This is a genomic window from Bacillus lumedeiriae (assembly GCF_044891285.1).
GTDB lineage: Bacteria > Bacillota > Bacilli > Bacillales > Domibacillaceae > Pseudobacillus > Pseudobacillus lumedeiriae.
Window position 1 is genome coordinate 1 of record NZ_JAUIYO010000029.1, and the last position, 12,537, is coordinate 12,537.

8 protein-coding genes are annotated in these 12,537 nt (G+C 40.6%); 2 read left to right on the top strand and 6 right to left on the bottom strand.

Annotated elements, in window-relative coordinates; translation table 11 throughout:
• Positions 1 to 464 precede the first annotated feature (464 nt).
• Complete coding sequence (locus QYG89_RS16710) at positions 465 to 2,219, bottom strand: M14 family metallopeptidase (RefSeq protein ID WP_404319315.1); 1,755 nt, start codon at positions 2,217 to 2,219, stop codon at positions 465 to 467.
• Between the two features lie 685 nt (positions 2,220 to 2,904).
• On the opposite strand from QYG89_RS16710, the gene QYG89_RS16715 reads away from it, so the two are divergent.
• The gene (locus QYG89_RS16715; protein WP_404319316.1) at positions 2,905 to 4,071 is read left to right on the top strand and encodes an MFS transporter; all 1,167 of its coding nucleotides are present in this window, start codon (positions 2,905 to 2,907) and stop codon (positions 4,069 to 4,071) included.
• Between the two features lie 92 nt (positions 4,072 to 4,163).
• Here the strand turns inward: QYG89_RS16715 and QYG89_RS16720 are convergent, their stop codons facing one another.
• From QYG89_RS16720 to QYG89_RS16735, 4 genes are all read right to left on the bottom strand, one after another.
• The gene (locus QYG89_RS16720) at positions 4,164 to 5,402 is read right to left on the bottom strand and encodes an MFS transporter (RefSeq protein WP_404319326.1); all 1,239 of its coding nucleotides are present in this window, start codon (positions 5,400 to 5,402) and stop codon (positions 4,164 to 4,166) included.
• Between the two features lie 431 nt (positions 5,403 to 5,833).
• Positions 5,834 to 8,119: an S-layer homology domain-containing protein gene (locus QYG89_RS16725; protein WP_404319318.1), complete on the bottom strand. Its 2,286-nt coding sequence runs from the start codon at positions 8,117 to 8,119 to the stop codon at positions 5,834 to 5,836.
• 192 nt (positions 8,120 to 8,311) lie between these two features.
• A complete protein-coding gene (locus QYG89_RS16730; RefSeq protein ID WP_404319319.1) occupies positions 8,312 to 9,505 on the bottom strand; it encodes a hypothetical protein in 1,194 nt (397 codons plus the stop codon).
• A gap of 135 nt (positions 9,506 to 9,640) precedes the next feature.
• Positions 9,641 to 10,819, bottom strand: coding sequence for a M20 metallopeptidase family protein (locus QYG89_RS16735; RefSeq protein WP_404319321.1), 1,179 nt, complete (start codon positions 10,817 to 10,819; stop codon positions 9,641 to 9,643).
• A gap of 175 nt (positions 10,820 to 10,994) precedes the next feature.
• Here QYG89_RS16735 and QYG89_RS16740 point away from each other — a divergent pair, with 175 nt between their 5' ends.
• On the top strand, positions 10,995 to 12,221 hold the full coding sequence (locus QYG89_RS16740) for a MerR family transcriptional regulator (RefSeq protein WP_404319323.1): 1,227 nt from the start codon (positions 10,995 to 10,997) through the stop codon (positions 12,219 to 12,221).
• Positions 12,222 to 12,328: 107 nt separating this feature from the next.
• Here the strand turns inward: QYG89_RS16740 and QYG89_RS16745 are convergent.
• A partial coding sequence (locus tag QYG89_RS16745) for an amidohydrolase family protein (protein WP_404319324.1) occupies positions 12,329 to 12,537 on the bottom strand: 209 nt, incomplete at its 5' end.

A 12,537-nucleotide genomic window follows, 5' to 3' on the forward strand; every position in this document is an offset into this window, starting at 1 on the left:
CGCCGCCAGCGTTCGTCCTGAGCCAGGATCAAACTCTCCAAAAAGATGTTTGACTTGCTCAATTGTTTTAAATAAGAATTAACTTACTGGCATGTATTTTGTTCAGTTTTCAAAGATCAATTTCATCCGTCTTTTTCAACGACAGGATTTAATCATACCACTTTAAAAGTCTAAAAGTCAATCTCTTTTTTAATCTTTTTTTAAAAAGTTTTTTTAAAACCGCCGTATTCAGCGGCAGGTATTCAATATACCATGATCCCAAACATTAAGTCAACTATTTTCCCGAAAAAATATCCGCCCAAGTTCGAAGCCTTTTTAATTAGAGGCATCAGCACTTTAAAAATATCTAAGCCAAACTGGCCTACTGACTTTCGCTTCAGGAGCTGGCTTTCTGTGAAATTGATCTGTAATAAAAGCAAAAAGTGCGAAACATCTCTTCGCACTTTTTGCTCTTACCTTTCCTTTTACTGTGTCACAGTCTCTACATTAAGTTTCTTATCCTGCATGTATCGATAAATCGGTAGTTCATCACCAAGATTGGCAGGTATAAAGTTAAATGTAACATAGCTATCTACCGCCTCAGGTTCAAACGCCTCTGCAATAAGGTTAGCGGCAGGCTGGTTCATTTGGAAAACGTAGCTTCCTTTCGGGAAGAAATATTCTTTTTCTTTTATTTCTGTTTTAACGTGATTTAATAAATGTCCTTCATAATAACGTTCATCTACTTTTTGTTCAGTAACTTTATAGCGATCTACATTAATAACTTCCGCCTCTTTCAATTTACTTACTTTAATGCCCGCTATTTGTAATTTTTCAGCAATTTCGTGATAAGCCGGAGGCAAAATATATGCATTCGGACGGATTCTTTCTAGAGTCGGAACTCCCTTATCTAAGCTATGGTACTTGACTGGTATTTCTACAACTTCTCCTTTAGCGATATCAACGACTTTAACTTTGTTTTTTCCAGGTAGTTCCTTCGTTGTGCTGTTGATAACGATTTTATCGTTATCCTTTACCGTTTCACCTTTTTTTACAACCTCTTCTCTCGCGGCTTCTACAGTAGCTTTTATTTGTTTTGCCCGATTGGCAGTTGTCTGCAATAAGCTAGTTTGGGCAGCCACTTGCGCAGCCACTCTACGTTCAAAGTTTTCTTTGCCAATCCCTATCCCCCGGCTTTCTACAAATAAAGAAAAGGCTGGCTGAAGACCTTGAAAAGTCGTTTCGAAACGAGGCTCTGTTCCTACTTCCCATACAATGTATTCACCATCTTTAGAACGCTCAGGCACGAGATACGTACCGGAACGATAACCGCTTTTCGCCAGATCGCTATGAGCACTATTAATCAACCAATCATCCGTCTTTTTAAAGATCGATTTCGGAGTATTTAAGTTATACTGCTTCGCCATAGTAATATCATTGTATGCCAGCGCTCCTTGTTCTCCAACATCAGAGTACGCACTCGGTTTAACCCCTTCCTCATGCAGTGCAATGGTTACCTCTGGCTTAAATCGATTGAACACTTTGGTGATCTCTCTAATTTCCTTTACTTCAAACTTCATATGATCACGGTTAGCATCCAGCTTCTTTGCATTCTGGCGTTGGAAGTAGTAAGAACCGTCTGGATTCTTTCGCGGCACCATGACAACGTTGATATTTTTCAGTACTTCCCGGCCAAGTTCACCTAAGGCCAATCGTTGTGCTGTCGCTAAAGCTGACTCGCCCGCAGCTGGCTCATTTCCATGAATTTGAGCCTCCATCCAAACGGTTGGCTTACGTTTAAAATCAGCTGAATGTTCACTTTCACTTGTTGTAAAAATAAGGACTGGCATCTCACGTCCCTCAAGCGAGCGCACGGTAGTTTCCATCTTCATTAGCTCACTTTGACTATCTAACTCTTTCAAGAACTGCATCATTTCCTCTTGCGTTGTGAAATTTGTTTTTCCTTCTTTAAATGCGGGAGTATCGAATGTAACACCGGGATTCGGATATAACGCTTTGACTTGTTCAGACTGCTTGTAGCTTTGTCCAAAATAAGGAGTAAACGTAGTAGGGTCCATTTGTCCAGCTGCAGGCGGCGCTGCTTTTACATTCACAGCAGTTGCTGTCTCTTTTTCTTGCTCCTTTGCAGAAGAAGCCACCCCTGTTTGATGCAAACCAAACATCGCTGACAACGTCACCACAGCCACCGTGGAAGAAACTAAAGTCTTTCTTTTAAACATATAAACACCCTCCCCTTCATCATTTCACATGAAATCATTCGAATACTTTCATTTGTCTGCATTGAACATAGAAGCTAAAATCGGCTGCCTTTATAGGTACTGTGACTAATGCCTGTCCGCTCTCACATGTAAGAAATTTAACAGCTGGTTTCCGAAAAGCATATGGAGAATAAAACGCAACAAAAATACCACTTACTTTTCATCCCTTCTTTCGGCGCACTCCTTGACCTTCCTCTAAACATCTCACATACTCCCGCTGCTTATAACACTTCCACCGAATGAGGCTATAGGCTATGTATGTGAAACTATCAACCTCCCTCTCCCTTCTTCACATATGAAGCATGTCTCTTTTATTTCTTCTACCTCAGCCAGCAGTCACACAATACCGTAAAGACTATGGAGTTATTATTACATGATCTTTTTTCAAAATAAGGGTGTTTATGTAAACAGATTAAAAATATTCACAATATAACAAATATTCTAAAAGCAATAAGTACTGCAACTTATTGCCTGGAAAAGACTTATACACATAGTATCTTCCCTTTATCAAGAAACATCACAATTACCACAAATACTGTCTGTTTCCTTTTCTGTATTTTGTTGCTAAACTAGTGGGGTTAACGGTTCTATCCACGATGATCTCATTTATAAAAATAATCAACCACTGGAAACGGAAGTGAATATCATGCTAGAAACAAAAAAAGCATTGCCTATCTTATTTTTGGTTATGTTTCTCGTAATGGTCGGCTTCGGGATCATTATTCCCGTCCTGCCGTTTTATGCAGAAAATATCGGGGCTTCTCCTACACAATTAGGACTGCTTATGGCCGTCTATTCGTTGATGCAGCTTCTTTTCGCGCCAGTATGGGGACGGATTTCTGACCGCATTGGCCGAAAACCGGTCATTATGATTGGTATCTTCGGGCTTGGGCTTTCCTTTTTCTTGATGGGGCTGTCATCTTCCCTTTGGATGCTGTTTGCAGCGAGAATTATCGGAGGCTTCTTATCTGCCGCTAATATGCCGACGGTTATGGCATATGTTGCTGATATTACAACCTCGGAGGACCGTGGAAAAGGAATGGGGATTGTCGGGGCAGCTACTGGCCTAGGTTTTATTTTCGGGCCAGCAATCGGCGGGATCTTTTCGAAAATGAGTTTAAATATGCCATTTTACATCGCCGGGACTTCTTCCGTTTTAACGTTATTCCTCGTCTTTTTTCTTCTAAAAGAATCATTAACAGAAGAAAAGAGGAACCAGCAGCAGACAAAGAAAACGTCGCTCCGTGACTCATTCAACGGCCCGGTATCTACGCTATTTATTCTACAATTATTCATTTCATTATCTTTAGCGGGCTTAGAAGCAACATTTGCTTACTACGCTGCCGAAAAAGCGGGACTCGGAACGATCAATCTAGGCTATATTTTTATGATTATGGGACTTGCCAGCGCCTTTGTCCAGGGCGGTTTAATCGGCAGACTGACAAAAAAGTTTGGCGAAGGACGGGTCATCCAAGCCGGTATCCTCATTTCCGCCATCGGCTTCGGTTTAATTTTACTCGTTGAAAATTTTACGACAGCCGCTATTTTCTTAACAATCTTCGGCATCGGAAATGGCATGATTCGTCCAAGCATCTCTGCTTTGATTACAAAAACAACAACAAGCGGTCATGGCAGCGCGACTGGATTTCTTTCTTCCTTTGATTCGCTTGGCAGAATCATCGGTCCTCCAGTAGGAGGCTGGTTGTTTTCTATCACTATTGGTCTCCCGTACATTTCAGGAATCGTACTATCCTTGATCGCCTTTGTCCTTTACCGTTTCTACACAGCGCGGGTAAAACAGCTTCATTATTAAGAAGCTGTACATAAATAACAAAAAGGAGCAATCCCTAGTCGGTTTACGTTAACTTTGGGCTTGCTCCTTTCTATTCTAAAACAACTATTTATTCACCTTTCATCCTCTGAACTCGGGACGCCCGGCTTCGCTTCCGCTTTCATATTGTACAACGGCAAAATAAAGATCATGCCAACAATAAACATAGCTGCCGCGGATTCAAAAATAATAGCCAATGACAATTGCTCTTTCAAAACTCCTGCAATACTCATCGTTAATACCATTGAACCTGTAAATAGCGGACTTAAAATTCCATTCACTCTACCGATGAAAGCTCCTTCTGTTCTTTGCAAAATCATCGTATTGATGCCGATCTGAATACAAGGCAGCATGAGTCCGTTAAAAAACTCTGCTGTTAAGGTAAGCCAAAGATTTGTTGATAACCCCATCACAGCTATGCCAAGGGCATTCACAAGCATACCGAATACCAACAGCCTCTGGGGAGCCGCTGTTTTGGCAAGAACCATCACACCCGCTCCACCTATAATCATTCCAATGCCATTAACCATAAACAGCCATTGAAGGTTTTCTTTTGGCAGACCTAATTGTTCAGTTACAAGAAAAATCGAAAGCGGCTGAATGAAGCCAAGTCCAAGTCCCGCTGCCATAAAACAGAAACCTAACAGGCTTAACTCTTTCTTTCTCAAAACATATTTAATGCCACTTTTCATTTCCTGTAACAATGTTGTCTTGGACGTTTCCTCTTCCATTTTACGATCTTTAGGCAGGCAGGCCAGCGCTGCAGCTGAAAGTAAAAAGGCGATACCTGTAATAGTAATGGAAACATGAATGCCAAAAGATTGAAAAGCAAATGTACCAAGAATAGGGCCCAACACCATAAACACGGCAAATACAGTTTGATAAACTGACATCCCAGCCTGCATTTGTTGTTCAGGCAAATGCATTTTAAATAACTTCATGCCCGAAGGCTGAGAAAATTGCGAAAGGATCGCGGAAATTAATGTAGCGAAAAACACTACTTTCCACGTTCCGAATAGAAGAGTGACGAGTACGGCAAATACAGAAAATGCACTTAAAATATCACACCATACCATTGTTCTCTTCGGACTCCAGCGATCAGCGAACGTTCCGCCAATAAATGAAAAAATAAAAATTGGTGCAAACTCTGCCACAGAAATCATCGAAATTGCAAACGGATCACCATTGGTATGTTCCATTACAAATAGCAATACAGCAAAATTTCGCACCCATATCCCTATTTGTAAAAACAAACCGGAAATAATAATCGCCTGAAAAACACGGTTACGAAACAAGTTAGCTGACTGCGGTATCTCCTCATTACTTACCTTACCTGTACTGTTTTTTTCCAAAATAAAAACCTCCTGAGAGTTTTCTAAACAGGAGGGAGTACAATACAATCTCAAACTGCCAAATAATATCTCTAATAGAAGAGACGCAATGATCTTATTCGTTTGTATATAGATGTACAGACTAATCCTATTTAGAAAAAAGTTCGCCTATTTAACGTGTTTTTTCTTAAAAAATAGGATTAATTGATCATTGTTCCAGGTTCACCCTTCCATTTTTGTTAATTATATATTAAATGATGCAACGTGTTAGAGCAAGGTTTTCCGCTTTATTCAGAATAAAAAATGACTGTCTGAAAGTCAGTGAATCACTAACTCGCAGGCAGCCATTTTTAAATCGATACACTGAATGACCCATAAGTGAAGCGAACAAGATCTACATGCTGCTTCCCCTGTTATTCGGCTAGCAAATCAAGCGTATCTTTCGGACGTTCATCAAGATCTATTTTCTCAGTGCTCGCAGCATAAACCTCTTGTAAAAGATCAGTGAACCCTTGTTCGTGAAGAAGCTTAACGACAGCTGGAATGATCTTAATGTTGTGATCAACGAGGTATTTCGTTTTCGTACGAATCATTTTATCAAACGTTTCACTGCGTGCAATGCCTGTTTCAGCAAATACATCTTGGCTTAACAGCAAGTCCATCAGTGTTAAGTTTTCATAATCCTTGCCATCGAATGTATGACCACTGTTAACCTGATACCAAAGATCGCCATTTGTTCTTACCCAGAGCGGATAGAGGTTTTCAATCCCCGCTTTAACCTGACGGGCTGTTGTTAAATACGCCGTGTTCTTCGTTTGTTTATATGATTCCAGCAAGAAACGCATTTCACCGAGTGCATGATTTAGTGAGGCATGCGTTTTTGCCTTCTGATTACCCGGTGCATAATAATCAGCAATTAAATAGCTTGATGCTGTGACTGGAATCACATTACCGAGCTCTTTCTGCGATACGAGAAAATCGGCATAGCGCAAGTTGGCTCCTTTAAGCTGCGAAATCGATAAAGCCTCCGCTATATTCTTTAAAAACAGCGCCGCATTTTCATTATGACGTGTATCAATGTAAGGAGCCGTTAAGCCATAATCACTTTTCAGCCTCGAACTCGTATACTCTGTTTCAAAGATGGGATTCTTTCCAGCTGTCAATTCCCCGCCCGAAAGAACATCAAGATCGGTAAGGGAATTGACGACAAGATCTCGAAAATAACGCTCTTTGTTCTCGTTATAGACTGTTAAATACACTCCCCCTTGCAAGCGGCCCACGTTGCGTCCATACCCCATTTGCCGGGCAGGTTCAATCGACCACGGAAGCTTTGTGTACGCCCCATCAGCTGTCAGCCAGTTGTTAATAGAAGTGTATTCAATGATCGTTCTCTTAAACCATTCATCTCGATTCTTTTCCTTTGCAAACAGCGGCTTTTCAGAAAGCAGCAGCCATGATTCAGAGATCGCCTTTTCCCGCACCTCTACATTCACCTGCGCGGTAACCGTGTGCTTTAACGCATCTGTGACAACTTCATAGCTTTCCCGCTCATCTAATAACTTTCGAATGACCGAACGCTGATCTTTTGAGTAGTCCATCTGCTCCTGAACAGAAATGTAGTTTTTTCCTACCATTATTTCATTCTGGATTGCCGAGCCATTTTTCACTGATAAAATACCGACAGGATGAGAGGTTTCATCCACACCGAATATTCCATCATGTGATTGGTTCACACTCCCAAAGGAATCATATTTCGCCATGGAATAGTTGTCAGCCTGTTCAAACGGTACAATGATAGAAGCGGAATATGCATCATCGCCATTATGAAGAAATTTTGTAAAAATGAACGTGTCGCCATTATCGAGCTTCCGCAGCGTGACCCGTAATGAACCGAGCGGTTTTGATGCAATGCCCATGTGATAATAGTAATGATAATCGGTCGATAAAATATGCTTCTCTGTTGCTTCTTTCTCATATGTGAGCGGCACATTTTTTGTATTCATTCGAACTTTGATCGACTGATGATCATTTACAGGTACAGTTACTTCCTGATGACCTTCAATTCCCGGCCCTTGAACTGGAACGTCATTGCCGTTCAAAAGATCCAGCTTCTCCATCATCCGATGTATAAATACAGCTGATTCCCACCGTGTCGCTGCTTTAAGCGGCTCAAATGTGTTATGAGCCGTCCCATAAATCAAGCCATAATAACTCATCCGCTCCACAGACTCATAAGCATACTTTCCAATTTTCGAGGCATCCGTAAACGTTACCGGCTTCCGCTCCGTATAATTCCCTTTCAATTGCATCGCACGGTTAAGCATTACGGCGACATCAGCTCTTGTTACCGGCTTATCTGCAAATGCCAAACCATTATTTCCTTGTATGAGTCCAGCTTTTTTAGCGGCTGCAATGTCCTCATAAAGACGGCTGCCAGCCGGTACATCCGGAAAAGCAGAATCACCTGCCGGCAAGTCCAGCGCCCTTACTAAATAAGCTAAAAACTGCCCTCTTGTCACTTGGGCATACGGCCGAAAAGTGCCGTCCTCATACCCGAAGATGACCCCCTGGTCTATAAGCTCTTCGATTTGCTTTTTCGCCCAGTGATTGTCTATGTCTGTCAAAGATTGGGCTGAAGCATGACAAACGAAGGCAAATATAATAAGAAAAGCAGTTAAACTACCTAAAATTCTTCTCATAAAAACTCCCTTCTATATACCTCGGTTCAATCATACAAAAAGTTATACTATAGGTAAAAATTTGGCAAGAGCTAATTTCATTACATAAAAACGAACATCAGGAAACTCATTTTATTTTTTACATAAAGACAAAAAAGATAAGGCTGCCCCGCCATTAGTTTTCACTAATTTTAGGACAGCCGTTTCTTTATATTAAAGTGTACCCATCACAACGGTGGCAATAACAATAGATGCAGTCGTTACTGTTGTAAATCCTCCAACTAACATCGGGGACAAAATTTCATTGAAAATGTACTCTTCTTCCTCTTTTGTCTTTCCAACACTGCGGCTCACTTCTTCACAAACGATATAATCACCTGGAAATCCAAACATAGCTGTCAATGCTACCGGAATTCCTTTATTCATATCCCATCTAACTAATTTAGAACCGATGATTCCGCCAAGAATAATTCCAATGGAACCGATAGCCAAAATGGTTAGAACCGCTGGGAAATACTTGATTAGCATGTCAAAAGTAACTCCATTCATGGATGAAATAACAGAAAACACAATACCGAGCATAACAATGCCAAACGAGTTGGACTTTTCTAACATGCTTTGGCGATAAAAGCCGATATATGTTCCAACTAAACCGATTACTAACGACCAAAGACCGTAGTTAATTCCTGTTAACTTACCTAGAATGACAGCTAACGATCCACCGACAAATAATTGAAACATTAAAATTGGAGCCGTAGCGTATTTTTCTGGAAGCCAATGTTTACTTTTCTCTTCAACCTCTTCTTCTTTCGAAGCTTTTGCGGCAAGTGCCGTTTCACTTGCAGCTGCAATGTATTTCTTATGACCGCCGGCCTCAAGAAGCTTTCTCGCATAACGACGAAGGAAAAATGTTGACAGCGGCAGTCCAACTAAGGTTTGCAACCCGAGAACGAGAGCTGGAATAGTAATAAGAGAGGCTAGGCCCAATTCACGTAATTTATCCGACGTAATAAGAAAAGCAATGACCCCGCCGCTGATCGGTCCCGTAGCAGATGCTGCAACTTTATATCCAAAAATCGGCGAAACAACAAGAAGGATCGTAACCGTTGAAATCGTAATACCAATTAACGCAATAATGACTGATTTATATTGCTGTTTGATCATCTTTATTGGAATAAGCGTTCCCATATGAACAACTAAAGGAGCAAACATCAACGCACCAAGTGTGGCAAGCGTGGAATTGTCCAAAAGGTCTTTCGGAAAAACACCTAACCAAATAAGCACCAAATATCCGAATAGAGCAACGGCCAGCATAGGCACCCGCGCCTTTGTTTTAATGGAAATGACTTCTCCAGCAACTATTAATAATAGGATGAGTGTAGTGGCAATAACCGGGTCTTTCAGCATTCGTATCTTTTCCCCTTTTTCGTTTTTTTCAGTTGCTATTTCTCTACTACGTTAAAGCGCTTACAATGATGAGGATGCTGGGTGTCTAGGGCATAGTTGTCTTTTCTTCTCATAGAGGACGCCTTTTTACTGGACTTACTTACAGCATAGTTTTGTCGCAATTCCTACGAAATAATCTACACCATACTGCAAAGCTCCCTCATCGATTTTAAATTTAGGATGATGCAGTGGATAAGCTTTTCCAAACTTCTCATTATGAACACCGATAAATTGCATAGAGGCAGGTACTTTTTGAGAAAATGCCGAAAAGTCCTCTCCTCCGAACAAAGGTTCTTCCACATGAATCACATTCTCTTTACCGACGATACTTTCCGCAACCTCTCTCGTAATGCGGACAGCCTCTTTGTCATTCACAACGCTTGCATATCCTTCATGCCAAACAATCTCATAACTGGCACCGTGCGTTTCTGTAATACCTTTGACAATCTGATTCACAAAGCCTTTCGCTTTCACACGGATTTCAGGGTCTAACGAACGAATCGTTCCGCCGAGTTCAATTGTGTCTGGAATAATATTTAATGCACTTCCTCCATTAAACTTCGTGATAGAAATAACCGGTGACTGAAGAGCCGGCAGTTTTCTAGAAACAATCTGCTGGATGTTGCTCGCGATTTCGACTCCAACCATAATGGGATCAATCGTTAATTCAGGTGTCGAAGCATGTCCGCCATGACCAATCACTTTGATCTCAAAATCATCATTGGAAGCACAGAGTACTCCTTCTCTCATACAAATCGTTCCTGATGATTCATACGGAGTAACGTGAAGAGCAAACGCATAATCCACACCATCAATCACACCTTGTTCGACAAGTTCGACTGCGCCTCCTGGCGGCATTTCTTCGGCGTGCTGAAAGATGAATCGGATTTCCCCGCAAATCTCGTCCTTTTTATCAGAAAGTGCTTTGGCGGCTCCTAATAACATCGATGTATGTGCGTCATGACCACACGCATGCATCACTCCCGGGTTTTTAGAAGGAAATTCGATATCCGCTTCTTCTTGAATTGGAAGCGCATCCATATCTGCCCGAAAAGCAATAACTGGTTGTTTTCCTGAGAACTTTTTGGATCCTTTAAGTACGGCCAAAACGCTTGTTTTTGTCGGTCTCGTTACTTCCAATCCAGGAAAACTCTTTAAATGATTGTAAACGTATTCAGAAGTCTGGACTTCTTGAAAGGACAATTCGGGATTTTCATGCAAGTGGCGTCTCCACGTAATAACTTCCTCTTTTAATGAAACTTGTTCTGTTGCCATAATAACAGCCTCCCCCAACCGCATATTGACAGTTCAAATTGTTTTAACTTTTCTGTATAATTAGTTTATTAAATCGAGTCAACATGACGTCAATAAGCATTTTAATCAAATTTGCGACAAAAACATGGAGTTAACTCCATATTTATTCGGAACATTCATCGAGAGGGGCAGTCGCATGAAAATCGGTAGTTTCGCTAAAAAATTCGATGTATCGATCGATACTGTTAGATATTATATTGAATTGGGGCTTTTACTCCCTGAAAAAGAAAAAACGCAATACTATATGAATCAACTATGTCTAGAGGACATGGCATTCATTCATGAGCTCAAGCAGCTTCGCTTTTCGCTAAAAGAGATTCATAAGATACTATCTCTTAAACGTTTAACGAATAGCGGTCACAATGAAGAGGCAAGTTATTTTACAAATCTGCTTCTAGAAAAAAAAGCAGATTTGATTGCAGAAAAAAAACAGCTTTCGAATTTGATTCGTTCAATTGATGAAAAAATCCATTCAATTATACACCTGCCGCCAGATGATTTCACAACAGGTGTACCGCTATTTTTCGTATCACTGTTTCGCTGTCCACACTGCTGGCAGTTGTTAAACATGAAAGATGCCTCGATGCACGGACAGTATATTTATGAAGGAAACCTCTCTTGTGTCTGTGGATACCAGGCAGCAATTAAAGAAGGGATTCTTTTAACCGAACAGATTCGCTCTTCTCCCAATTCCTACTCTATTTACAACATTGATCTAGGGAGATGGACTACAGGTTTTATCGATTTATTGGAGAAGGGTAAAATGTGGATGATTAAAGAACTTTTGCCTCATTCCTTGGAAAACAAGGTAATTGTTGAGACAAACATCGAAGTTTCTATGCTTTTGCCTAAATATTTATCTTCTCTTCCTGAAAATACTTATTACGTATTTACATGTCACTCTGTTGAAATCATTAAAACATTAAAGAAAAGGATCGAAAAGCACAATGCAAATTTAACTGTTTTGTATATTGTTAATAGTGACCTTCGGCTGCCATTAACTGAACAGTCGATTGACTTTTTCATTGACAGCACTTCGTTTACTCAATTTTCAGTGATCTACGACGAGTCACCGATTACCATTCTGCAGCCTTATTTAAAAGACACTTCTAAAATAATAGGAAATTTTTGCTATTATAATTTCAATGCGAAATCATTAAAAAACATACAATCTGCTTACCCCGCCCCACACCCTGACGCACTTAGCCTTAATTATTTAGAAGAGGGCTTTAAACATAACAGTCTGATTATGACGAAACAGGAGAAAGCAGGATATACAGAAGATCCGGGAAGCTATTTTACTTACCATCATCCTGAAGAGAAAATGAACGTACTCACTTATACCGCTGAATACAAAGGATAGAAATAACATATCCGAACCGGAAAATTCTGTTTACAGCTTCCATTCACTAAAAAAAGAAGGTAATCGCAAAGACCAAGCCTTTGTGATTACCTTCTTCTCTTTTATCTTTATTTTGCAACTACACTTTCACTTGCAGCCGAGGATCTTTCGCATCCGTTCACTACTTGGATGCCTTTTTTCCATACAGACTTGACGTGGTTCACGCCAAATAAGTATTGCAGTTCTTGATACGTCTTCACATTCCATAACACAACGTCCGCTTGTTTGCCGACTTCTAATGAACCGACTTGCTGTTCACGGTTAATGGCACAAGCCG

Excerpts from the sequence above, each read along its gene's own strand:
- QYG89_RS16715 (WP_404319316.1), top strand. The coding sequence starts at position 2,905 with ATGCTAGAAACAAAAAAAGCATTGCCTATCTTATTTTTGGTTATGTTT.
- QYG89_RS16740 (WP_404319323.1), top strand. The coding sequence starts at position 10,995 with ATGAAAATCGGTAGTTTCGCTAAAAAATTCGATGTATCGATCGATACT.
- QYG89_RS16730 (WP_404319319.1), bottom strand. The coding sequence starts at position 9,505 with ATGCTGAAAGACCCGGTTATTGCCACTACACTCATCCTATTATTAATA.
- QYG89_RS16725 (WP_404319318.1), bottom strand. The coding sequence starts at position 8,119 with ATGAGAAGAATTTTAGGTAGTTTAACTGCTTTTCTTATTATATTTGCC.
- QYG89_RS16710 (WP_404319315.1), bottom strand. The coding sequence starts at position 2,219 with ATGTTTAAAAGAAAGACTTTAGTTTCTTCCACGGTGGCTGTGGTGACG.
- QYG89_RS16735 (WP_404319321.1), bottom strand. The coding sequence starts at position 10,819 with ATGGCAACAGAACAAGTTTCATTAAAAGAGGAAGTTATTACGTGGAGA.